Annotated in this window: 13 protein-coding genes; 1 reads left to right on the top strand and 12 read right to left on the bottom strand. The window is 63.1% G+C overall.

All coding sequences use genetic code 11. The features are described 5' to 3' along the window. The first annotated feature begins 60 nt into the window (after positions 1-60). A complete protein-coding gene (locus FFY45_RS20150; protein ID WP_176341785.1) occupies positions 61-531 on the top strand; it encodes a hypothetical protein in 471 nt (156 codons plus the stop codon). Here FFY45_RS20150 and FFY45_RS20145 read toward each other — a convergent pair. The 12 genes from FFY45_RS20145 to FFY45_RS20090 all read right to left on the bottom strand — a co-directional run bounded on the left by FFY45_RS20145 (position 476) and on the right by FFY45_RS20090 (position 25,712). Then, the gene (locus FFY45_RS20145) at positions 476-2,023 is read right to left on the bottom strand and encodes an MASE1 domain-containing protein (RefSeq protein WP_176341784.1); all 1,548 of its coding nucleotides are present in this window, start codon (positions 2,021-2,023) and stop codon (positions 476-478) included. The two genes, FFY45_RS20150 and FFY45_RS20145, sit on opposite strands and share 56 nt — an antisense overlap. Before the next feature lie 403 nt (positions 2,024-2,426). After that, entirely contained in the window at positions 2,427-3,854 is a 1,428-nt protein-coding gene (locus tag FFY45_RS20140) for a sugar porter family MFS transporter (protein WP_176341783.1), read from the bottom strand. A gap of 85 nt (positions 3,855-3,939) precedes the next feature. Further along, positions 3,940-5,277 (bottom strand): xylose isomerase, encoded by a 1,338-nt coding sequence (gene xylA, locus FFY45_RS20135; protein ID WP_176341782.1) that lies wholly within the window; start codon positions 5,275-5,277, stop codon positions 3,940-3,942. A gap of 48 nt (positions 5,278-5,325) precedes the next feature. After that, complete coding sequence (gene xylB, locus FFY45_RS20130; RefSeq protein WP_176341781.1) at positions 5,326-6,819, bottom strand: xylulokinase; 1,494 nt, start codon at positions 6,817-6,819, stop codon at positions 5,326-5,328. Next, positions 6,816-9,197, bottom strand: a complete 2,382-nt coding sequence (locus tag FFY45_RS20125) for a glycosyl hydrolase family 95 catalytic domain-containing protein (RefSeq protein WP_176341780.1) — start codon at positions 9,195-9,197, stop codon at positions 6,816-6,818. The genes xylB and FFY45_RS20125 overlap by 4 nt, the downstream gene beginning before the upstream one ends. Before the next feature lie 91 nt (positions 9,198-9,288). After that, positions 9,289-12,192, bottom strand: coding sequence for a TIM-barrel domain-containing protein (locus FFY45_RS20120; protein ID WP_176341779.1), 2,904 nt, complete (start codon positions 12,190-12,192; stop codon positions 9,289-9,291). Between the two features lie 124 nt (positions 12,193-12,316). Further along, on the bottom strand, positions 12,317-13,987 hold the full coding sequence (galD, locus tag FFY45_RS20115; protein WP_303396517.1) for a GH35 family beta-galactosidase GalD: 1,671 nt from the start codon (positions 13,985-13,987) through the stop codon (positions 12,317-12,319). Positions 13,988-14,070: 83 nt separating this feature from the next. Further along, positions 14,071-15,987 (bottom strand): sialate O-acetylesterase, encoded by a 1,917-nt coding sequence (locus tag FFY45_RS20110; RefSeq protein ID WP_176341777.1) that lies wholly within the window; start codon positions 15,985-15,987, stop codon positions 14,071-14,073. 106 nt (positions 15,988-16,093) lie between these two features. After that, positions 16,094-18,361, bottom strand: a complete 2,268-nt coding sequence (locus tag FFY45_RS20105; RefSeq protein WP_176341776.1) for a sialidase family protein — start codon at positions 18,359-18,361, stop codon at positions 16,094-16,096. A gap of 109 nt (positions 18,362-18,470) precedes the next feature. Next, entirely contained in the window at positions 18,471-21,212 is a 2,742-nt protein-coding gene (locus tag FFY45_RS20100; protein ID WP_176341775.1) for a TonB-dependent receptor, read from the bottom strand. A 338-nt stretch (positions 21,213-21,550) separates the two neighbouring features. After that, positions 21,551-24,481: a TonB-dependent receptor gene (locus FFY45_RS20095; RefSeq protein ID WP_176341774.1), complete on the bottom strand. Its 2,931-nt coding sequence runs from the start codon at positions 24,479-24,481 to the stop codon at positions 21,551-21,553. A 259-nt stretch (positions 24,482-24,740) separates the two neighbouring features. Continuing rightward, complete coding sequence (locus tag FFY45_RS20090) at positions 24,741-25,712, bottom strand: LysR family transcriptional regulator (RefSeq protein WP_055828565.1); 972 nt, start codon at positions 25,710-25,712, stop codon at positions 24,741-24,743. Positions 25,713-25,805 lie beyond the last annotated feature (93 nt).

Raw genomic sequence — 25,805 nt, 5'->3', positions numbered from 1 at the left:
ACGTAACGTACAAGGGCCTGAATCGCAGGCGGAGTTGCCCCACGCAGGGGAAGGCAAATCATGAAGAACGTAAATAATGGGCTCAAGGGCATTTGTTTAATCGCCGGACTTTTCGCATCGAGCGCGGCGATGGCTCAATGCTGTGGAACTGGCGGAATCGGCGCGCATGCAATGACAGGACTTGGCGATAGCAACCCGAAGGCCGCCAACCTCGCCGTTGACCCCTCTCTTGCCATATATGAACTGCATCGCGACGGAGTCACCTATCTACAGATCAACGATGTAACCGGCGTGGTCCGTGCGGTGGTTGCCAGAGTGGACAACGCCCTCTGGACCTTGCCAATGGGCAAGGATGTGGAGCGGGTCGTGTTACCTCCAACTAATAAGATTTCTGCAAGCACGCGCTCAAATGATCCGGCAACACTTGACGTAATCCAACGCGATCAAGCACGACTCGTCTATAAGACAAAGAACTTCACGGTACTAGCCCGGCGCGAAGCAACTGGGGACCGGTGGATAGTTTCTCCCTGACCTCCACGGAATCAGGCTCAGCAACAAGAAACGTCACAACCAACGCATGGCGGCGGCGCAGCGTGCCGCCATGCGCTTTCAATCGTGCATCCAGTTCGGCTTCAACATCATTTGAGTCGCGCCCAACCAACTCAGCTGAAGAAGAGTCTGCAATAACGCGCACCACAACCCCCCTAGCCCCTTTGCCTGTCCACGCACGCGCCTGGATGAAATGCCTGCTAGCCAAAGGCAAGATCTCGACACAGTTGAGCACACTGCGGTACGCGCTCAGCTGTAGCTCTAACGACAGATTTTTGCAATTCCCGCGAAACACGTGCTCAAATTGAGATTGACAGAAGCGCTCAAGGGCCGGCGAACGCAACGCTTGATATAACCCGTGCGTCTCGATTTCCAACGGATACAGTGCGGCTACATATTGCTGCAATAACTGCGACTCAAGCACACCAACCCGTGTCATCTCCATTGCAACCGCATGCTGTCCTTTCGCCCTCAAATCAGCTATGACGTTTTTGCGCATTCTGTTGATCTGTACATTGATATCAGAATATTCAAGCACGCGATTGCGCAACAGACGTTCCGCACTGGAATAGCTCGCGCGAGCAAATAGAAACGGGTCGTCCTTCGTACGGTTCGAAACCCCATTGCGGGCAAACTCACGCAGGCGTGCGTTAAAGACAAAGAGAACCGTCGTTATGACCCCGTAGAGCAACTGGACGTTGTAAACATGCTGATCAAAGAATCCGGCTTGATATACGCGAGGAAGAGAGAACTCAAGCCCAAAGCTTGCCAGTAGCGCCCCCAATGCAATGCCTCTCCACCCATGTTTGAAGGTCAGCAAGATCATCGGCACAAGCATCGCGATCATCAAAATGTTTCGAATCGACGGGTCGCTCGAGACACCCAATACAAAGAACAGCCCAAGGATGACAACGACTGCAATAGCAAAATCCTTTGGCAGGGCGGAATGCACTGGACCGTCATTCCAATTGGTCCACAACATTGTCGGAAGCAGCAAGACCAGTATTCCGAGATAGCTGCCTGAACAGTAGCGCAGCAGCAGATCAATCACGGGATAAATCGTTGGCCCACCGAGCATCTCGTTCAAAAGCATGCTGCATACTGCGTTCCAAAGCCCTATCGCAAGTGCAGCCGGAATAAGCCAATGCTGGCTCTTGACGATATTAGGAACATGGTAACGAAGCAGGAAAATGCCGCCGGCAATCAGGGGCCCATGCACGAACGGACTCAGGTAAGACCATAGCGGGTTGAATCCCTGCAGCTCGCCCAGGGGAATACGCAAGACCAACATTGCCGCAGCATCCCCTAGCAACAGATACGGCCATTCGCGATACGGTCGAAACAGTAAGGTAACGACCCGCAAGCCAACCGGCAGATACCATTGATCAATGGACAAGCGCCAGAGAATAAGAAATACCAAGCAATAACACACGCTGATCAGCATGCCTCTGACAAGCTCTTTAGCTACCGCCATACCACCACTCCTTGGTTCACGATGCGTCCTAGTCTGGAGGGAACTGCTCTGCCGAGTATAGCGGTGGCGCACACATTGCGATAAAGCCTACGCAGCTGGACGCGCATCGGGTGCGTTTGACGTCGCGCTTTGCACTCTAGTGGTGCAACGCTTCCATCTATGGACAAGCATTTAGCGCGGTTGTTGAGGCGATTAGTGGCGTCGATCATCGCTATCACCGAAGAAGCGCAGACGCGCGATTCGATCAACACAACAACTTTCGCAAGCACTGTGGTCTGGCTTGCTGCGGCGACTTATACATGGGCGCCTCGCCGTTGGACATAAGCGAGACCATCAACGAAGAAGGCCGCGCAATGCGCGGCCTTCTTCGTTTTTCATGCAGATATCGGCATAGCAGACAGAATCAGCCCTCCATCTGCTCCAGCTCCTTGCCCTTGGTCTCGTAGACGTACTTGAGCACGAAGAACACCGAGATGAAGGCGGCGACGGTGTAGATGCCGTAGGCGCCGGCCAGGCCGATGCTGCCGAGCAGGATCGGGAAGCTGACGGTGATCGCAAAGTTGGAGGTCCACTGCGCAGCACCGGCGATTGCCAGGCCCGAGCCGCGGATCTGGTTGGGGAACATCTCGCCCAGCATGACCCACATCACCGGACCCCAGGAGGCGTTGAAGAACACCACGTAGACGTTGGCGGCGACCAGCGCGAGCATGCCCATCGCATCGGACATGGCGAGCTTGCCGGTGGCATCCAGCGACGCGGTGGCGAAGGCATAGGTGACCAGGGCCAGCGACACCGCCATGCCGACCGAGCCGATCCACAGCAGCGGCTTGCGGCCGATCTTGTCGACCAACATGACCGTGACCAGGCAGGCGCCGATGCTGAGGCCGCCGGAGAGCACGTTGATCAGCAGTGCGTCCTGCTCGGAGAAGCCCACCGCCTGCCACAACACCGCGCCGTAGTAGAACACCACGTTGATGCCGACCAGTTGCTGGAACACCGCAAGGCCCACGCCGATCCAGACGATCGAACGCACCTTGCCGGTGGTCTTGTTGATCAGGTCGGAGAACTTGGGCTTGTGCTGATCGGCCGACATCGAGGCCGAGATCTCGCCCAACTTGGTCTGCGCAGCGGCGTTGCCGTACAGGCGCTTCAGCACCACCAGCGCCTGCTCGCGACGGCCCTTGACCACCAGGTAGCGCGGGCTCTCCGGGATGACCAGCAGCAACAACAGAAACGCCAGCGACGGAATCGCCTGCATCCAGAACATCCAGCGCCACGCGGCCTGCCCGCCCCATAACGGCTCGGTAGAGGCACCGGCGGCGTTGGCCAACAGGTAGTTGCTCAGGAACGCGCAGAACAGCCCGCTGATGATGGCGATCTGCTGCATGGTGGCGAGCCGGCCGCGATAGCGCGCAGAGGCGACCTCGGCGATGTAGGCCGGCGAGATGACGCTGGCCGCACCCACCGCAAAGCCGCCCATCACGCGGGCGAAGATGAAGAAGCCGGAGCTGTGCGAGGCACCGGCGCCGATCGCCGAGAGCAGGAACAGCGCCGCAGAAATGATCAGGACCGCACGGCGGCCCCAGCGGTCGGCCAGGCGGCCGGCAAAGAAGGCGCCGATGGCGCAACCCAGCAGCATCGAGGCGACTTCGAATCCGGTCTCGGCGGCGCTGGAATTGAAGGTTTGCTTCAGGCCATCGACAGTGCCGTTGATCACGCCGCTATCGAAACCGAATAAAAAACCGCCGATCGTGGCTACGCAACTGATCAGGACGATAAAACGGGTGTTCTCACCGGCATCGGGGGCGCCGTTTACGGAGACACTGGACATGGATTCACCTGGAAGCATGCAAAGGAGCGGCCACGGGGGTGGCCGGCATCGGCCGGCGACGCAGTGCGCCGCCGGCCACGGGACATCAACGCGTCAGATACTGATTGATCAGGTTCTCGTAGGCTTCCTGGCGGCCGCTGAGTTGCTTGGGTTCATTACCGGCTGCATGCTGGGCCACATCCACCAACGTGCTGGTGCCATCGGCAAACGCCGCACCGGCGCCGCTGTCGAAGCTGGCGTAACGCTCGGCGCGCCATTGCTCCAACGGCGAAGACGTCAGCAGCGCATTGGCCACTTCCAGCCCGCGTGCGAACGCGTCCATGCCGCCGATATGCGCCAGGAACAGATCCTGCGGATCGGACGACTCACGCCGCACCTTGGCATCGAAATTCAAGCCGCCCGGTGCCAGCCCGCCCTGCCGCAGCACCACCAGCATCGCGCCGACGGTGTCGTACAGGTCGGTCGGGAACTGGTCGGTGTCCCAGCCGTTCTGCGGGTTGCCACGGTTGGCGTCGATGCTGCCGAGCAGGCCGGCATCGGAAGCCACCTGCAAGTCGTGCTCGAAGCTATGGCCCGAGAGCGTGGCGTGGTTGGCTTCGATATTGAGCTTGAAATCCTGGTCCAGGCCGTGCTGGCGCAGGAAGCCGATCACCGTGGCGCTGTCGAAGTCGTACTGGTGCTTCATCGGCTCCATCGGCTTGGGTTCGATCAGGAAATTGCCCTTGAACCCGATCGCACGGCCGTAGTCGCGTGCCAGGGTGAGGAAGCGCGCCATGTTGTCCTGCTCGCGCTTCATCTGGGTGTTATGCAGACAGGCATAGCCTTCGCGGCCGCCCCAGAACACGTAGTTTTCGCCACCGAGTTCGACGGTGGCATCGATCGCTGCCTTGACCTGCACCGCTGCACGCGCCACCACATTGAAGTCCGGGTTGGTCGATGCGCCATTCATGTAACGCGGGTGCGAGAACAGATTCGCCGTGCCCCACAGCAGCTTGACGCCGGTGTCGGCCTGGCGCTGCTTGGCGATGCCCACCATGTGCTTGAGATTGCTCTCGTACTCACCGATATCATCGGCATCGGGCGACAGATCGATGTCGTGGAAGCAGTAGTACGGCACGCCGAGCTTGGTGAAGAATTCGAACGCGGCATCGGCCTTGGCTTCGGCACGATTCAATGCGGTATTGCCCACATCCCACGGATACGCACGCGTGCCCGGGCCGAACGGATCGGCGCCGTTGCCGCAGAAGCTGTGCCAGTAGGCCACCGCAAAGCGCAGATGCTCGGCCATGGTCTTGTCGCCGATCTGCTTGTTGGCGTCGTAGACCTTGAACGCCAGCGGGTTGTCAGAGTCGCGGCCTTCAAAATCGATCTTGCCGATGCCGGGGAAATATTCTTTGGCGCCGATGTAGACGGTGTTGCTCATGGGGTGAGATGTCCTTGCTGCTGGGGGAGTTGTAAAGGGTGTTGTCGATCAGCCGGCGTAGAGCGGGCTGACGACCTGCAGGTGCTTGAGGAAGTTCTGGTAATGCTGCTGATACTGGCCCACGCGCTGCGGATCCGGGCGCGCCGAGAGCGCTTCGTCGGTCTGCAGATGCTCCAGCACCACATCCGACAAGGCGTCTGCACCGCCATCGTCGCGATCGCACGCCCACAGGGCCTGCAATGCAGCGCCGAACGCGGCCCCTTCGGGCTGGGTCGGCACCACGACCTGCAGATTGAAAATGTCGGCCACCATCTGCCGCCACTGCGCGCTCTTGCTGCCGCCGCCGGTGAGCAGGATGGTGTCGAACTGCAGACCCGCGGCAACGAAGGCATCGAAGCCGTTGCGCAGGCTGTAGGTCGCCCCTTCCATCGCGGCGCGATAGAAGTGCGCCGGCGTGGTGTTGTGCAACTCCATGCCGAACAGGCAACCGCGTGCGGACGGCAGATTCGGAGTGCGCTCGCCGTTGAAGAACGGCAGCAACACCAGGCCATCGGCGCCCGGCGCGGTGCTGGCGATCAGCGCCTCGGTCTGTTCGCGGGTGATGGAGAACATCTGCATCACCGCCTCGGTGGCGACGGTGCAGTTCATCGTGCAGATCAGCGGCAACCAACCGCCGCTGGACGAACAGAACGCGGCCCAGCGTGCTTCGTCGTCCACCACCGGGTGATCGGCATACGCGAACAAGGTGCCGGAGGTGCCCAGGCTCATGGTCAAGCGACCCGGCACCACGTTACCGGTGCCAATCGCGGCCATCATGTTGTCGCCACCGCCGGTGGTGACACGCACGCCGGCCGGCAGATTCAGCGCGTCGGCGGCAGCGTCGGACAACGCATACACCGCGCCGGTCTCCACCAGCGGCGGCAATGCCTCGCGCAGGTCGCGCTGTGCGTCGACGGCGCCAAGCATGCGCTCGGACCACTGGCGCGTGCGCACGTCCAGCCAGCCGGTGCCGGAGGCATCGCCCACTTCGGCAAAGCGCTCGCCGGTGAGCCAGAAGTTCACATAGTCGTGCGGCAGCATCACCGTGCTCATCGCGGCGTACGCGTCGGGGCGATGCTTGCGCGTCCACGGCAACTTGGAGGCGGTATAGCCGGCCATGATCGGATTGCCGGCGGTGGCCACACTGCCGGCCACGCCGCCCACCGCATCCATGATCTCGTCGCACTCCAGCGCGGTGCTGGTGTCGCACCACAGCTTCACCGGTGCGGTGACGCTGCCATCGGCGGCCACCGGCACAAAGCCGTGCTGCTGGCCGGACACCGAGATGCCGCGCACCTGCGCACGCTGTTCGCCGTCGAGCTGCGCGAAGCAATGCACGATGCCGTCGATCCACCACTGCGCCTGTTGCTCGCGGGTGCCGTCGTCGCGGCTGATCAGTTCCATGGGTGCGGCGATCGTGGCGACCACGGCGCGCTCTTGCGGATCGTAGGCCACCAGCTTGACGCTCTGCGTGCCCACATCCAGTCCTACGTACAAGCTCATTGCATCACCAATCGGTTGTTGTTGAGGCCCACCTGCTGGGTGCGACCGGCGCCCAGTTCCAGGTCCAGGGTCTGCCCTGCGTAAGACAGTTGATAGCGCCCGCCACGGTCGCTGTGCACGCGTGCCTGCTGCAAGCGCCTGCCGTCCCATTCCAGGTCCACGCTGGCACCGCCGCGCACGCGCAAGCCACGCACACTGCCGCGCGGCCAGGCACTGGGCAAGGCCGGCAGCAGGAACACGCTGCCGCCCCAACTTTGTAGCAGCATCTCGGTGATGCCGGCGGTGCCGCCGAAGTTGCCATCGATCTGAAACGGCGGATGCGCATCGAACAGATTCGGGTAGGTGCGCTCGGGCGAGATCAGCAATTGCAGAATGCGATAGGCATGCTCGCCATCGGCCAGACGTGCCCACAGATTCAGGCGCCAGCCGATGCCCCAGCCGGTAGTGTTGTCGCCGCGGATTTCCAGCGTGCGCTTTGCCGCGGCGGCAAGCTCGGGCGTATCGCGCAGATTGATCTGGCTGGAGGGATGCAGCGCGTACAGATGCGAGACGTGACGGTGATGGATCTCCGGCGCATCCATGTCCCAGTCCTGCTGCCATTCCTGCAACTGCCCGGCCTTGCCGATGCGGTTGGGCGGCAATTGCTCGCGCAGCGTGCTCAGTTGTTGCGCAAAGGCATCGTCGACCTTGAGCAACTTGCTCATGGCGATGCACTGCGCGAACAGATCGCGCAGCAGCTGCGCGTCCATGGTCGGGCCGGCACACAGCGCGGCGTTGAACGGATGCTGGTTTTCCGGCGACATCGAGGGATTGGTCACCATCGCAGCGGTCTGCGGATCCTTGACCAACGTGGCGACGAAGAACTCCGCCGCACCCTTGAACAGGGGATAGATCTTGCCCAGATACGCACGGTCGCGGCCGTAATCCCAGCGGTCCCACAGCTGCTGCAGCAGCCACACGCCGCCCATCGGCCACAGGCTCCACTTCGCACCATCGATCGGGCCGGCCTGGCGCCATAGATCGGTGTTGTTGTGCACCACCCAACCGGGTGCGTCGTACATCGCACGTGCGGTATGTGCGCCGGTCTTGGCCAGATCGAACAACATGAATTCCAGCGGTTCAATGCACTCGTGCAGCGCGTTGGCCTCGCTGGGCCAGTAGTTCATCTCGGTGTTGATGTTGATGGTGTACTTGCTTTCCCACGGCGGCTGCATCAGGTCGTTCCAGATGCCCTGCAGATTGGCCGGCTGCGAACCGGGCCGCGAGCTGCAGATCAGCAGGTACCGGCCGAACTGGTGATACAGCGCCGCCAGTGCCGGGTCGTTGCCCTTGGCGAAGGCCAGTACGCGTTCGTCGGTGGGCAGCATTGCTGCTTCGCTGCTGCCGAGGTCGATCGCCACGCGCCGGAACAGCCGCTGATGATCGGCCAGATGCGCACGCAGCAATGCGGTGTAGTCCAGCTTGCCTGCTCTTTTCAAGCTTGCCGCGGTCAATGCGAGCGGGTCGCCATCGACGGCATCAAAGCGTTGGTAGCTGGTGGCGGCGGTGAGCAGCAGCACCACTTCATCGGCGCCTTCGATGCGCAGGCGGTCGCGCAGATCGCTGACCGTGCCGCCCTTGATCTGCGGCAACACGCGCAACGCAAAGCGCAGCTTGCCGTCGATACCGGCGAAGCTGCCGTTACGGCCGCCGAACAACAGGCCGCCCTGCTCCACCGTGACCTCGCCGGTCTGCGGGCTATCGATGCCCACGCGCAAGGAAATCGCGCGTGGCCGATCGCACGACAGGCGCACCACGATGCACTGCGCTTGCGCCGATACGAACACCTCGCGCCGGTGCACGGCGCCGCCGGAACGAAACGTGGTGGTGGCTACGCCGGTATCCAGATCGAGCTGGCGGCGATACTCGCTGATGCCGTCGGCGCGATCGAAATCCAGCAGCAGATCGCCCAGCGGTTGATACGGCATCTGCTTGAGCGGACGCGAGAGCAGCTTGGCGTCGGCCAGTGCTTCGGCCTCGGCATAGCGCCCGGCAAAAATCAGTGCGCGCACCTGTGGCAATGCCGCCGGCGCGTCGGGGCTGGTGGCGTCGTACGGGCCGCCTGCGTACAGCGTGTCCTCGTTGAGTTGCAGGCGTTCGTGGGCAATGCCGCCCCACACCATCGCGCCCAGCCGGCCGTTGCCGACCGGCAAGGCCTGTACCCATTCGTTGGCTGGTTCGCGATACCACAGCTGCAAGGCATCGCCCGCAGCGACGGCAGGCAGCGATGGCTTGCCGGCTGCCTTCGCCGGCGCAGCAACGGCGGACGCCGCCGGCGCAGCACCCAGCACCGCGAGTGCGGCACCGGTTGCCTTACAGACTTCCCTGCGGGTCAGCACGTGTACCACCGTGCTGCATGACCGGACCTGCACGCCCGAGCCTCGCGGCGATCCGGCATCTGCGCACTCACTGACTGACAACGACCTGCGATCATCGACGACGCGCTTTGCCGGACGCAATCTTGCGCTGCAACACGCTGACCGCCTTGCCGTCGTACTGGATGCTGGCGTCGGTCTTGGGCTCGAGCGCACCGGCGTCGTCGCGCGGGCCGTCGACGAAGCGCACGTTGACGGTGCGCTTGGCCTGCATGCCGGTCCAGCTGCCTTCGCGCTTGCCGATGCTCAGCTCGCCCTTGGCCTGGTTCCAGCTCAGCGGGATGCGGCTGAACTCGCCCTTCTCGTAGCCGTAGCCCTTGCCGTCGTCCTCATACAGCGAGAACTGGCCGTCGGCGCCGGTGTAGACCACCACAGTGAGCGGTGCATCCGGCGTCTGGTCCACGTATTCCTGCACCGGGCCGGTGGGCACGATGGAACCGGCGCGCACGAACAACGGCATGCGCTCGATCGGCGCGGCCGCTTCGATGCTCTGGCCACCTTCGTACCGCTTGCCGGTGGCGAAATCCAGCCAGCTGCTGCCGGCCGGCAGATACACCTGACGCGAGGTCGCGCCGAAGCGGGTCACCGGTGCGACCAGGAACGCCGGCCCGAACAGATACTGGTCATTGATGTCGCGCACCTTGGGGTCGTTCGGGAAGTCCATCATCATGCCGCGCATGATCACGCCATCACGCTGATAGGTGTCGCCGGCCAGGCTGTAGATGTACGGCAGCAACGCGTAACGCAGACGGTTGTAGTAGGCCATGCTGTCGTAGAACGGCGTGCCTTCCGGGGCGATGTTCCAGATTTCGCGGTACGGGAACTGGCCGTGCGAGCGGAAGATCGGCACGAACGCGCCGAACTGGAACCAGCGCGTGTTGAGCTCGCGCCACTCCGGCAGATGCGCCGGGTCCTGGTTTTCGTAGCGCTTCTCCACCGCAAAGCCGCCGATGTCGAAGGTCCAGTTGGGCAGGCCCGACAGCGCCATGTTGACGCCCGCGGAGATCTGGTCGTGCATGTCGTCCCAGCGCGAGACGATGTCGCCGCTCCACACTGCCACCGCATTGCGCTGGGTGCCGGCATAGCCCTTGCGCGACAGAATGAACACGCGCTTGTCGTCGGCCTCACGGTCGCCCACGTACACGCCATGGGTGTGCGGCAACGGATACGAATTGAAGAACTCGGTGGACGGGCCCAGCGCGGTCGGCGTGGTGCGTGCCTTGCGCTCGCCGATGTCCAGGTTGGAATGCACGTCCGGCTCGTCGGCGTCCATCCACCACGCATCGAAACCCTTGCTGTTGAGCTTCTCGTTGACCTGGCGCCAGTAGATGGCCTGCGCTTTTTCCGAATACGGATCGTAGAACGAGTTCTTGTAGCCCTTGGCGATCCAGTCCAGCTCACCCACTTCGACATTGCGCTTGTACATGAAACCGGCCGCATCCAGTTCCTTGTAGTTGGCGGTGGTGGGATAGAACTTGGGCCAGATCGAAATCATGATCTGCGCGTGCATGTCGTGCACGGACTTGACCATGCCGTCCGGGTCCGGGAAGTGCTGCGGGTCGAAATCGTGCGAGCCCCAGGCATTCTCGGGCCAGTACGACCAATCCAGCACGATGTTGTCCAGCGACAGCTTGCGCTTGCGGTACTCGGCCAGCACGCCCACCAACTCATCCTGGCTCTTGTAACGCTCGCGGCTCTGCCAGAAGCCGTAGGCCCACTTGGGCAGCATCACCGACTTGCCGGTGAGTTCGCGATAGCCGGCAATCGCCTGATCGTAGGAATCGGCGGAGACGAAGTAGTAGTCGATCATCTGGCCGGCTTCGGACCACAGCGACAAGTCCTTGGCTTCGGTCGCCGGCAGCGGGTCGCGGTGCAGCAGCGCGATGTAGCTGGGGTCGATCAGGTCCCACTCGACCTTGACGGTGTGGCGCTTGCCCGGCTCCAGCTGGAGCTTGAACTCGTGATTCCACGGGTTCCAGTTCTGGCGCCAGCGATCGATGATCAGCTTGCCGTCCACGTACAACTTGGCGTATTCGCTCGAATACAGCGAGAAGGTGTGCTCGCCACCGGTGAGCGCTTCGATCTCGCCCTCCCAGGTGACCTGCATGCGGCTGTCCTTGTCCTTGGTCGTCGCCTTCTTCGGATACTTGGTCAGGTCGCTGAGGTACTGGTAGTTCACCTCGCTCTCGCGACGCTCGACAATCTGCTTGCCGTTGATCGCATAGCGCGCGGTCAATGCGCCGGCCTTGCCTTTGGCGTCGTACAACTTGAGCGTCTTGGGCAGCGGCTGCAGGCCGCGCGGGTCGCCCAGGCGGCTGATCGAGTTGTTGTCCCACAGCAGGCCATAGTTGCGGCTGGAGACCAGATACGGCACCGCCATATCGATATTGTTCTGCTGCAACTCGACGTTGCGGCCCTTCTGATTCATCCAGCCTTGTTGATGCTGGCCGAAGCCGTACAGTGCTTCGTCATCGGGCGACTGGAAGCGCTGACGCACGCTCAGATACTGTTTGCCTTCCACTTTCAGCGGCGCAAAGCTGCGCCCACCGGCCACCTCCGACAACACCGGCTTGCCATTGGCATCGGCAAAGCTGACATGGCCATCGACGGTAGACACCGTCGCGGTGACCTTGCCGGTCTTCAGCTGCACGCTATCGCCCTGCTCGGCCAGCTGGAACTTGCTGTCGCCCTGCACCGGCACGCGCATCAGGCTGGGCGTGCGCGCGAAGTCGCCATCCGGATCGGCACTGACGCGGATGATGCCGGCATCGACCACTTGCAGGCGCACCGGCGCGGCGCCCTTGGCGCTCGGGACCACGGTGACGCCATCGGCGGCCTTGCGCACTTCCTGTGCATGCGCGGCATTGGCCAGCAAGGCCAGCGACAATGCCAGGCACTGGGCAAGCGGTGTACGTCGGGTGGCAGGCGCATGGCCGGCGGAACGGTTGGTGGTTTGCATGTTCACTCCCTTGGAATTACGAAGCGGTGCCGCGGGGGCGGCAGCGCATGGGTTCGATGGATTCGACGTGGCTGACAACGTGCTGCGCAGAGCGCCGATTGCGCAGCGACGCTGGTCGCCGCGCTTATTTGTAGGTGGCCAGCTTGATCTTCAGCAGCTGCGGCGCGCTGGAAAAATTGACGCCGTAATCGGTCTGGTCGCCGTTCCAGTTGCGCTCGAATTTCCAGTCGCTGCCTTCGTACACGCCTTCCTCGACACGGTCGTACAGCATGTTGGCGGTCGCCTCGCTGGCCGGATGCAAGGTCACGCGCACGTGGTAACCGGTGACCAGAAATTCGTCCGGGCCGAGCTCGGCGATCAAGGCCGCGCCGATCGGTTCGGGGTTGCCCGGCGGCTCGCCCTTGAACCAGAACTGCGGCACGCCGTAGGTGATGGTGGCGCTCCAGCGGTCGTTGAGCTTGAGCTCCTGCACGGCCTGGCCGGGTTCTTCTGCGGTGCCGTGCAGTTTGCCTTCGGAGGCGGCCTTGGCGAACGGACGCATGCCGCGCTTGACCAGATCGAAACCGAGCGCGAATGGCGCCAAGGTTTCTTCGTTGACGTGCTTGGCACCCAGCGGATAGTTGGAATAACGCGTGTAATCCATGCCGAACGCCGACCAGCCGATGCCGTCGTGGCCCAGCGTGGGGAACAGATAGCGTGCGTATTCCGGACGGTTGCCGGTTTCGGCAACGAACAAGGCGTTATCCGGACGTGCGTAACGCTCCAGCACCGTGGTGTACATGCGGTACTCGGGCATGTAGATGTCCGGCGCCAGCAGGTCGATATGCGGGCCGGCGGCCTTCCACACGTCGAGCACGTTGTCGGTGGGTCCACCGCTTGCGTACTGACCGGGCTGGCCGGGATTGAACGGCCCGCGTAGCGCCCCGTTGACGTACATCGGCAGCGGATAGACCGCCTTGCCGGCCTCGGCCACCTGGTCGATGTAGCGACCGATCGACCAGGCATGGAAGACCTCGTCGGCATCGGCGCCGAACACCTGCGCCCAGCTGCCCGGTTGCTTGTTCAAACGCTTGAGCAGTTCGTCCGGCACCGGGCCGTCGAACAGCTTCTGCGCCATCGGCGAGAAGTCGCGCACGCTGCCGTAGGTGCCCGGCTCGTTCTCCGGCTGGATCATGATCACGGTGTGTTGCGGATCGACCTGCTTCAGATGCTGCATGAAGGCGACGAAGGCCTTGCGGTCTGCATCCAATGTGGCCTGCGCATGCGGCGACAGCGAGCCGATCGCCTTGCCCTCGCGCGTCACCACACGCGGAAAGCGCTGGTTGTCGGTCTTGACCCAATGCGGTGCATACGCCGGGCCGTTGTTCTTCCAGGTCGCAAACCACAGCAGCACCAGCCGCACCTTGTGCTCGCGCGCTTGCGTCAGCAACGTATCGACGAAGGAGAAATCGAACTTGCCTTCTTCCGGCTCGACCTGTTCCCAGGCGATCGGCACCTGCACTGTGTTGGGGCCCAGCACCTGCATTGCCGGCCACACCTTGTCCATGACCCCGGGATAGTTGCTGGAGTTGTTGACCTGCGCGCCCAGGATCAGGAACGGCGCGCCATCGACCAGCAACGCATGCTTGCCGTCCTTGCTGACGAACTGCGGCATTGGCGTTTGTGCAGCCGGTGCCGCTGCGGTGGCAGACGCAGTCGCTGCGGTACTGGCAGCCGGTGCGACGGCAGCCGGTTTGGCTGTGTCGCCTTGCTCGCCGGATTGGCACGCAGCCAACGCCAGCGCCAGCGCGGACAGCAACAGCGGACGCAGGCAACGGCGTGCAGTGGAAGGAGAGATCACACGTGTAACGGGGGAATGCATGGACATAAGACTCCGTGTCACCAGGTATCGGTGCGGAAGGGGGAAACAGGAAGGTGTTCGCGATTGACCAGGTTGGCGTCATCCGGGTTTTCGCTCCAGCCGTAGCGCACCGCGACCGGTGCAGACACCGCATCGCTGCGTACGATCACGCGATCGCCATCGAGTTGCGCGGTGGCTGGATGGAACTGCTTGTCGGCACCGGCGACACGAAAGCCTTGTACTTGGCCACCGCCACGCACCTGCAACGCACTGCCTTGCAGATCGAAACTCAGCACTGCCTGGCCATCGGCGAAGCTTGCGCGCTTGAACACCGGCGCGCTGTACACCAGCGTTTCGCCATAAGCCACATGCCGCGCCGCAAGCGCCAGACGATGGCCGACATCGCGCTTGTTGGTGGGATGGATATCGGTGGGGTTGCCGATATCGATGATCACCGCCTGCCCGGTCGCCGGCAGCGCCAACGTCTTGGACTGCGACTCGCGCAACAGCGCCCACGGGCTCAGCTCGCCCTTGTCGCCACCGGCCTTGAAGTTGGCCAGTTGCACCCACAGAAACGGCAGCGCTTTCGCACCGCGTTCAGCGCGCCATTGCTGAATCATCGCCGCGAACTGTTCGCGATACTTCACCGCGCCGGTGTCGCTGGCATTGGTTTCGCCTTGATACCAGATCACGCCCTTGACCGGGAACGGCTGCAGCGGATGGATCATCTGGTTGTACAGCAGCGTAGGCAGCTGATTCTTGTTGTCGGCCAGCGACACGCGCACGGCGGCGGGGCGGAACTTCCAGCCGCCCAACGCGCGTTTGGCACCGGCGGTAGTCTGCACAAAGCGCTGCTCGTCCGGGCCATGCATGCCGCCACCGCCACTGAGATCTTCCACCCGCACCGCGATGTGGTTGACGCCTGCATGCAAGGCCGAAGCCGGCACGGTGTAGACGCGCGGCAGGTTCCATTGCTTTTCGGTTGTGCCGACCTGCTGGCCATTGACGTAGGTAATGTCCGAGTCGTCGATCTGTCCCACGCCCAGCGTGATACCGGCCTTGGCCTCAGCCGCGCTCAAGGTGATCGTGGTGCGGTACCAGGCGATCCCGTCCATGCCCTCATAACCGCTGGATTCCCATTGCTGGGTCGTCGGGATGCTGTCCCAGTCGCTATCGTCGAACGTCGATTCGCGCCATTGCAGCATGTCGCCGTCCACTTTGGGCCAGCGCGCGATGCGCTTGCCGGTGGCGGCCTGCGCGGCGGCATCGCGTTGCTTGATCGCTTCGATCGCGCCTTGATTCTGGTCGGCATTCAAACCCAGCGAGGCCGCATCCATCCACGCCTCGATCGCGCTGCCACCCCAAGTGCTGTTGACGATGCCGATCGGCACGCCGGTGCTGGCACGCAGCTCCTTGGCGAAGAAATACCCCACTGCAGTGAACTCGCCGGCGTTCTCCGGCGTCGCCGCTTTCCAGTCGCCGCCGGTCAGGCGCGCTTCCGGCTGCACCGACCACGACTTGGGCACCTTGAAGTGGCGCAACTGCGGGTCGTTGGCGGCAGCCACCGCTTGCGCGCCGTCGCTGGCCTGCGCCAACGGCCACTCCATATTCGATTGACCGCTGGCCAGCCACACATCGCCGACCAGCACATCGCGCACCTGCAACTGCCCGCCATCGCCCTGCACGCTCAGCACATACGGGCCGCCGGCCTTATGCGCGGGCAAATTCACCTTCCACTGCCCTTTGGCATCGGCCTTGGTGCTGGCGCGCTTGCCATCGAAGCTGACCGCGATCGCCGCATTCGGCGATGCCCAGCCCCACACCGGCATCGGCTGGTCGCGCTGCACCACTGCGCCATCGGCAAACAACAATGGCAGGGTCGGTTGTGCCAACGCGGCGGGGCTGAGCAGGGCCAGGCCCAACAGGCAGCCACGACGGATGAGAGAAGCGGTCATGCAGTGATCTCCAGGGTTGGCGCAGCCATTGGGCGCGCAACAAAGCGACAGCACGCGCCGTAATACACAGTAAGACAGCGCGATGACGCGCGCAGACACGCAACGCTCATCGCGGATCGCCGTAGAAGATGCCACGCCCACCGGTGGCGAAATACACGCGCCCGGGAATGCGCGGATCGCCGGTCACGCGATATGGCTTGCCGAAACGGTGCGCGTCGTCGTTGATGCGCAACCAGTGCGCGCCTTCGTCGTCGGAGCGGAATACGCCATCCACGCCATGCACGCGGCCGGCCAGATACAGCGCCGGCGGTGCACCATCGCGCAGTGCCTTGCCGATGCCCAACGAACGCGCTTCGTCCGGCTTGGACAAGGTTTGCAAACGACCGTCTTGCCAGCGCGCCACGCCCAGCGTGGGGCTGGCCAGATACAGCACGCCCGCCCGCCACGGATCGGGGCGCAGTTGCGGACGCGCACGCTCATCGCGTGCCGGGCTGCCAACCTGCGCACCGGTGTCGCGAAAGTTCGCTGCGCCATCGCGGCTCTCGAACAAGCGCCCGCTCGCGGTATCCACTGCATACCAGCGCCGCGCATCAACGCGATCGGCTACCGCCACCGCAGTGTCGGGCAGCCCCTGCACACGCTGCCATTGCTTGCCGAAATCGGCCGTGCGCCATACGCCACCTTTGTCGGGCGACCACACAACCTGGGATGCGTCGGCGGAAATGGCGATGTTGCCGGCGCCCTGCCCCGCTGGCGGCTCGCTGGCAAACGCCGTCCACTGCGCGCCGCCATCGCGCGAGTAGAGCGCGCGAATTTCGTTGCTGCGGCGATCGCGCACGGTGCCGCTACGTACCACCCATTGCGCGGCCTGCCCGGCGGCATCGATGCTCTCGCCATTGGTCAGGCGTGGTCCGGCGTACTGCAATTGTGCGCGGTCCAGATCGTCATGCCGAAAGCCATCGATATCGCCCAGCGCGCTGAGCAGATGCGCGCCCTGCATCGGGCTGAGCAGATCCAGCGGCACGGTTTCTTCCAGCCCGCGATCCTGAAACCACCATTGCAATGGACGCTGCTGCCTGGCGAACTCCTGCAGATTGCGCGAGGCCCAGATGCCGTAGCCGGTGACGAACAGCGCGTGGTTACTGTCGAACGGATCGATCGCCAAGGCACCCATCCAGTGCGGCGTCGCCTGCGCGGTCCACGGCGCGGCGCTGTGATCGAACTCCGATGCGGCCAACAATGGCCTCCAGCTGCGGCCGCCATCGACGCTGCGAAACAACTCGTCGCGCGGTGTGCGGCGGCGGAACGTACTGGCCAGCAGTACCTGCGGCTGTTGCGGATCCACCGCTACCGCGCCCCAGCCGAAACCATCGCCACTGGCAGGCTGCGCAATCGGGCTGATCTCGCTCCAACCCGCCTTCGAGCGCGCCTGCGCCGGGGTGTATTTCCATAGCGCGCCACCGGCCATCAGATCCGGACCGGGCTGGTCGCCGTAGCTCAGATACCAGTGCCCACCGCTGCCACCGGCCATGTGGCTGGGACGCAAGCCCTTGGGTTGCCCGGCCACGGCCGACCAGCTGCGACCTTCATCTTCGGACACATACAGACTGGTTTGCGCAGTAGACACACCGACATAGATGCGCGGCGTCGGCGCACCGGCGCGGCCGCTTGCCGGGTCGAAGACCACAAACGCGATGCCGACGGCCTGCTCGCGCCCGACATGATTGCGCGCAACGGCACCAGCCAATGCCTCGGCAGGAAACGTCTCCATACGCGCCCAATGCGCGCCGCGATCGTCGCTGCGCCACAGACCCGCATCGCGCGACCCGAGCAACAGCACGCGGCCATCGTGCGGGTCCACCGCCAGGCGTTCGCCATTGGAACGCCCCAGCTGGTTGCCACCCAGTTTAAACGGCAGATCGGCACGCTCGAAGCTGTGACCGCGATCGAACGAACGCAGCACCGCCGCATTGCCGGCGCGCTCGTGCATATAGGTGCCCGCGGCCAGATACAGCGCCTTCGGATCGGCAGGATCGACCGCGAAGGCGTCGATCCCCATCAGATTCCAGTCGTCGGCTCCCAACCAATCGGTCAGGGCGATCCACTGCTGCGCACGCGCATCCCAACGGTAGGCGCCACCGACATCGGTGCGCGCATACGCAAGATCGCGCTCTGCGGGATGAAACAGCACACCGGTGACGAATCCGCCACCGCCAATGGCAACGCTGCGCCATTGGTAAGGCCCCTGCGCGCCGGACTCGGCGGCATGCAGCCCAAAGACAGACGCCAACAGCAGCAACACCCACAGACGGGCCTGCCACGATTGCGTACGAAGACGACGGCGCTCAGTAGGCGGATCGATCATGACGATCATTCCTCCGGCTCCCGTTGCGGTCGATGGTTGCCATCGACTGGAAAAACACCGGTCCAACGAGCTGCCTGCACAGCTCGCCGGACCGGAGACGCACTTCCTACGGCACGTTCTACAGGCTGGCCCGCAAGGTCAGGCCATACCGACGATCGTTGATCACGAAGTCGCGGTAGCGCGACTCGGAACCCAGATAGCTTTCGCGCCGGGTATCGAGCAGATTCACGCCATCGAGCGAGATCGACCAGACATCATTGATGTTGAAACGCAGCGAGGCATCCAGCTGGCCGAAGCCCTTGTTGTAGACCGGCAGATTGCCGGTGCCGTTGCCCGCGGTGGTCACCAGCCAGTCGCTGCGCCAGTTGTAGGCCACACGGCCCTGGAAGCGCGAGGTTTCGTAGCTGAGGATCGCGTTGTAGCTGTTCTTGGACAAGCCTTCCAGCGGCACGGTCAGCGCCTGGCCGTTGGTGTCGGTCGCAGTGGGGCTGGGCGCTTCGCTGTCGACATAGGTGTAGTTGGTCTGCAGGCCGAAGCCGCTCAACCAGCCCGGCAGGAAGTCGAAGAACTGCGTGTAGCCCAGTTCCGCACCGCGGATCTTGCCGGCATCGCCGTTGACCGGACGCGTGATCTGCCACACCTGACCGTCGTACACCTCGTTGAAGACGGCGTTGGCGATGAAGCCTTCGACCTTTTTGTAGAACACGGTGCCGTACATCATCGAACCCTGACCGAAGTACCACTCCAGCGCGGTATCGAACTGGTCGGCCTTGACCGGTTCCAGCTCCGGGTTACCGGCAGCGCCGGTGCGCGTTGCGGTGCCCGTGTTGGAGGTGCCGTTGCTCAAGGTCAGGTTGGGATTGAGACGATCGAAGGTCGGGCGCGAAATACCGCGCGAGGCCGCAAAACGCCACTGCAACGTATCGCTGAGCATCCAACGCAGATTCAGGCTCGGCAGCACGTCGGTGTAGGTCTGCTGCGCATCCACCGGAATCAGGCCACCGCCTTCGGCGTCGGTCGCGGTACGCACGCCGGTCGAGCCGACTTCGGTGCGCACCACGCGCACGCCGATGTTGCCGTCGAACGGAATCGAATCGCTGTCCACACCGAAGCGCAATACCCCGTAGGCCGCATAGGTCTTCTCGGTCTGCGCATTGATGTTGTTGGGCGAGAACACCAGCGGCGTACCGCCGAACGTCGCAAGCGTCTGTTCGTAGTTGGCAACTGCCGAATTGGCTGCCGTCAACGTGCGTCCAAAGGTGCTGCTTTCACCACGGAAAAAATCGGTGATTGGATTGGTCACCAGACCAATCGTCGGGAACTGGGAGAATGGAACCTTGTCCGCCGGGTTATCTATGCATGCATTAAGGCACATAAAACGATAGATGTTGCCCTTGGTCTCGGCATCGCGGTCGGTGTAGCGCACACCTGCCTTGAAGCTGCGCACGAAATCGCTGTCGAAGGCCAGATCCATATCGGCACGCCAGGCGAACTCGGTGCCCTTGTTGTCGTCCTTGTTGTCCAGGTGATAGCGCCAACCGTCGTAGTTGTTGGCATCGGCCAGATATCCCTCTGCGCCACTGGCATCGGTCACCGACAAGCGCGGCAAATCGCCACGGAAATCGACATTGAATTGCGGGCTGGTGGTCTGACCGGTAGACAGGATATAGCGCGTACCGGTGGTGGTCGCATCGACATACTGGAAGTCGGTGCTCAGGGTCAGCTTCTCGTTGACCGTCCACTTGGCACCCAGCGAGTAATCGGTGGTCACCGAATGCCGCTCGGTCAGGCTGGTGTTGGATTCGGTCGGCACATTCTGGAACGAGCCGTTGACGAATTCGTTTCGGTCGTTGACCTGGATGCCGGGCAAGCCTTGAATTGGCGTCTGCCCGGTCAGTGCGAAGAACGAATAATCCTGCCAGCTGAAGTCGTATTCCGAACGCAATACCTGCGTGTAGACCTCGATCGAATCGTTCGGACGCCACTGCATCGCAAACGCGCCGGTCTTGCGCTCGCGCTCGCCGATGGTGGTGTTGATGCCCGCACCGTGCGGCACCGACACGCCCTGGCCTTCATAGCCGGGCAGGTCGGTCTGCGTGTACCAAGGCTCGATCGAAATGGTGTCCTGACGGAACGGGCTCTTCTGCTGCGAATAGTTCACCAGCAGGCCGATCTCGCCGATGCCGGTCTGCCAGCGATCGCTGAACAGGCCCGAGAACGCCGGCTTGCCGTCGTCGGCCAGGTCGTAATGGTTGTACTGGACGCTGCCGGCGATCTTGCGGCCGTCATAGTCGAACGGCAGACGCGTGCGCAGATCTACAGTGCCGCCCAGGCCACCTTCGATCATGTCGGCCGAGGGATTCTTGTAGACGTTGACGCCGCCCAGCAATTCGGCAGAGACGTCTTCGAAGCTCAGGCCACGGCCGTCGTTGGCAGTGAAAATGTCGCGGCCATTGAGTTCGGTACGCACCTGGGTCAGACCGCGAATGGCGATCGAGCTGCCTTCGCCGTAGTTGCGCGTGATCTGGATGCCGGAGATGCGCTGCAGCGCCTCGGCAACGTTGTTGTCGGGCAGCTTGCCGATATCTTCGGCAACGATCGAATCGACGATCTGCTCGGCGTTCTGCTTGACCAGCTGCGCCTTGGTGACGCTGCTGCGCGTGCCGGTGACCTGCACGGTGTCGAGCTGCTGGGTGGTCGGGTCCTGCGCTGGAGCAGCAGTGGTGGTCGCGTCCTGCGCATAGGCCTGCGCGCTCAGCAGCGTGGCCACACTGATGGCCATCACGGAGCGGCGGAAATCACGGATCGAACGCTGACCCACAGTCCGGCCTGCCGGAATGTGGCGATGTTGCACTGACATGGTGCTCCCTCCCAGGACGCATGTACTGCTAATTTTTAGCGGGTCGGTGCGCGAACGCCCTGCCCGTCGTTGTTGCTGGCCCACATCCCCATACGGCGAAGGCCGAGACTGGTTGGATGCGTGGTAATCCCGATAAGGCTTACCTAGCGGCTGCGGCCGGAGCATAGGGCGCGGCCGTCATGCCACACCAATGAAATATTCCTGACGAACTATTCCAAAAAACCATAGCAACACGAAAAAACCCGGCAGGTCTGGAGGTTCATGGCCAGCCTGCCGAATTCACCGAAACGGGCTCAACTCTGCGAACCTGCGCAGACCGAATCCGTGACCGACCTCGCTTACCAGTTCATGCGCAGCACCAGCGAGTAGCGCCGGTCGTTGACGAACGAGGAGCGCGTATACAACCGCGGGTCCACTGCGCCGTCCGCATAGGAGGTCGGCCCCATCAAGACCTTGGTCACCGTATTGGTCAGGTTGTTGGCCTGCACGCCCAACTGCAGGTGCGCGTTGAAGCGATAGAAGAACGAGCCGTCCAGCTGGCCATAGTCGTCGGCCCAGGTCGGCAGCTTGGTAGACGTATCACTGGTGGTCAGCAGATAGCGCGAGCGCCAGTTGTAGGCCAGGCGCAGCGACAGCGGCCCCTTCTCGTAAATGCCAGCCAGGTTGTAGCTGCGTCGCGACAATCCCTCCAACGGCAATTCAACGCCGCTTACGGTCGTTCTCAGGTACGGATCGGTCGCGGTGTTGGCACCGCCCTTGCTGTCGACGAACGTGAAGTTGGCATTGACGCCGAACCCGCTGAGCCAGCCCGGCAACTGATCGAAGAACTGGGTGTAGCCCAGCTCGGCGCCGCGAATGGTGCCCTCGTCCATGTTGTAGGGGCGCGTGACCAACCATGCGCGGTTGTCGTAGATCTCGCTGCGGGTCTGGGTGGCGAAGTAATCCTTGACCTTCTTGTAGAACAGCGTGGCGTAGAGCATGTCGCTGGTGTCGAAGTACCACTCCAGCGCGGTGTCGAACTGGTTGGCCACCATCGGCTTGAGGTTCGGGTTGCCGGCGGTGCCGACGAAGTCGGTGGCCTGGCCGGCGTCGTTGGTCTCCACATTGAGCAACACGTATGGCTGCAGCTGAGTGTAGTCAGGGCGCGCCATCGCCTTGGACGCGGCAAATCGCCACTGCAAGGTATCGGTGAAGCGCAGGCGCAGGTTCAGGCTGGGCAACACATTGGTGTAGCTACCCTGCGAGTTGTTCTCGAAGTACTGCCCGGTGTAGCGCGCCTGCAGTTCCGGCGACACATTGAGACCGGCCAGATTCTGGAACTGGCCGAAGCCTTCGGCCTGTGCCTTGGTCTGCACCACGCGGATGCCGATGTTGCCGTCCACCGGAACGCCCCAGGCCTCGTCGTTGCCGAAGTGCAGCGCCGCATACGCGGCCTGCGTACGTTCGAACTGGCGATTGGTGTCCTGCGGCTGGTACCGGTCCGGCGCCCAGCCAGAGCCGCGCAACGCCACGATCTGCTGGATCATCTGCGAGGCGGAGCCGTAATTGTTGACCAGACTGCTGTTGGGCACGACCAAGGTGGTCGGCACATTCACCCCGCCACGGAAGAAGTTGGAGAAGGTGAACAGCGACGACTGGTCTGTCATGAAGTCGGACATGCTGGCCAAGCCGTTGCTGGTCCCCGGCACGGCGGCCCAGTTGTCCGAGATCACGCCCCAGTTATAGCCGGAGTTCTGGTTGATCTGGTTACGGTCGGTAGCACGCATTCCGAAGCGCGCAAAGCGCAACCAGCTACTGTCATCGAAGGTGTATTCCAGATCCACGCGGGTGGACAGCTGCCGTCCACGATTCTTGCCCAGGTGATCCATCGCCGCCGCCCAGAAATAATTGGACGGATCCTGGGTAAAGGCCGGGTTGGCGATCTGAACGCTGGGATATTTGCCCGAAACGTCATACGACAGGCCCGGCAGATAGGTCGCACTGAACACGGTGAAATCCAGCTGTTCGTTCTCCGACTCCACCAGTTGCATGTCGCCCTTGATCTGCAGGTTGTCGTTGAAAAAATGGCTGAAGCCCACCGACATGTCGGTGGTGGTGGTGCGCTGTTCGGAATAGCGGTTGTCGGTATTGAAGCGCACGCCATCGCCGGTGAGTGCGCCGCGCCACGAGCTGGACACCGGCGAGCCGCGCAGGAAGGCGCCGCGATCGTCGTAGTCGAAAGTCGTCCCCGGCGCGGGGGTGATGCTGTTGTTGCTGTCGTTGAAGAACGCCGCACGCTCCTGCCAGTTCATCTCGTAGCGCGAACGCAGGAACTGCGCATAGATCTCGGTGGCATCGCTGGGCTTCCACTGGAACGCCGCCGCGATCCCGTCGCGCTTGCGCTCGAAGTCCAGCTGACGCCAGTTCACCCCGCCCGGCACGAACACCTCGCTGCGCCCGCTGCCGGCCAGCACCGCATCGTCGGTACGCCGCACGTACGGCTCCACCTGGATACCGTCCGAGCGTGTGGCCAGCTCCGAGTGCGCGACGTCGATCATGAAGCCCATTTCGCCGATGCCGGTGTTCCAGCGATCGCTGAACAGGAACGAGGCCGACGGCTTGTACTTCTTGCTCATGTCGCCGTAGTTGTAATCGACATTGCCGCCGACGATCCGGCCCGGGTTGTCGAACGGCATGCGCGTGCGCAGGTTGACCGTGCCGCCCAGGCCGCCCTCGATGATTTCCGCCGAGGGATTCTTGTAGACGTCCACACCGGCCATCAGTTCGGCCGGCACGTCTTCGAAGCTCAGTCCGCGACCGCTGGCGGCACTGAAGATGTCGCGTCCGTTGAGTTCGCCGCGCACCTGGGTCAGGCCGCGGATCATCACGCCACTGCCTTCGGCCGAAAAATGGTCGGGGTCGCTGCGCGCGGCAAAGTGGTCGATGGTCACGCCGCTGACGCGTTGCAGGGTTTCGGTGACGCTGCGGTCGGGCAAGGCGCCGATGTCTTCGGCGCTGACCGAATCCACGATCTGGGTGGCATCGCGCTTGATGACCTGCGACTTGATCAGGCTGGCGCGCACGCCGCGCACCTCCACCGCGTCCAGATCCACGGCGTTGCCGCCGGCATTGGTAACTGGAGCGCTCTGGGACGATTGCGCCTGCTGGGCGTAGACCGGTGCGGCAAGCAGCAGCCCGATGCTGACGGCCATGGCCGAATGACGAAAACGCGGGGTACGACGCGCACGCGCGCCCGTCCCTGCCGAGGCATGGCTTGAAAAGCTGTACATCCGAATCCCTCCCAGGACGCTAGACGACTGAAGACTGGTTGTCGCGGCACCGTGAGTGGCCCGCGTGATCATGTGGGAACCGGACGCGAATGCCCGACTCCTCCAACTACATGGCGGCGATGCCGCCGATCACCTGCCCGACTTCACGTACGCTTCAGCATGGGATCTAGTGCACAGATATAGGCGCCCCCACCACCGTCAGCCAATGAAAAATTCACAGACTAGTATTCCCTGGCGGAATACATATGGAAGAGCTCGGTTAGCCAAGGGATTCCGGCCCGCGCAGCCCCGGATACAAACGTCGGGCAGTGGTACGCAACGCCTGCAAAATACGCTCGGCACCCGGCGGCAGGATGTAATCGCGCCGCCGGATGATGCCGAACGACTCCATCCGCACCCCCAGTTCGATCGGCAGCACGGTCAGCAGCTTGGCCTGGATCAGCGGTGCCACCGATTCCACCGGCAAGGCGGTCAGCATGTCGGTGCCGCGTAGCAGGGTCGAGGTGACCGGCAGGGACGAGGTCTCGATCGCGTTGGTCGGCGTCTGCACGCCGTGCTCCATGAACATCGAATCCAGCCGCGCGCGCAGCACGCTGTCGGCCGGCGGCAGGATCCAGCCATAGCGCACCAGATCGGCATGCTGCAGACCGGCGCGGCTGGCCAAGGGATGGCCGGCACGCGCGATCACCGAATGCGGCTCGTCGGCCAGCGGCTCGAATTCCAGCTCGCCCACGCCCTCCGGCCCCAGGATGCGGCCGATCACGATATCCAGCTGGCCATCCAGCAACTTGGCCACCAGCGGGCGGCTGTAGTCCATTTCCACCCGCACCAGGATGTCCGGGAACTCGCGTTTGACCTCGGCGATCGCCTGCGGCACCAGGTTGGTGCCCGGATTGACCACGGTACCGATCGAGGCCTGGCCCATGCGCCCGGCGCGCAGTGCGGCGATCTCTTCCTGCGCCCGGCCGATTTCCGACATCGCCGCACGCGCACGCCGGATCAGCACGTGGCCGTACCAGGTCGGCTCGACCCCGCGCGCATGCCGCTCGAACAACTTCACCCCCAGCATGTCCTCCATTTCTGCCAGCAGCTTGGAGGCCGCCGGCTGGGTCATGCTTGCAGCCTCGGCCGCACGCAGGACCGAGCGCTGTTCGTGCAAATGCAGCAGCAGCAAGAGCTGGCGCGTCTTCAGCCGGGCTGCGTTGAACCAGGGAGTACCGGAATTTGCCATGGAGGTCGCCGCGAAGGTGTATTCGTAGGAGGAATAGAATATGCCGAAAATTTCATTTGCAGCACATATCTCCCCGCGCGAGGCTATCGAACG

Origin of the sequence: Xanthomonas hortorum (genome assembly GCF_011305375.1) — a bacterium.
In the GTDB taxonomy this organism is placed as follows: Bacteria; Pseudomonadota; Gammaproteobacteria; order Xanthomonadales; family Xanthomonadaceae; genus Xanthomonas; species Xanthomonas hortorum_E.
Note: the sequence above shows the minus strand (reverse complement) of the source record. Positions and strands in the feature narration are given on the sequence as shown.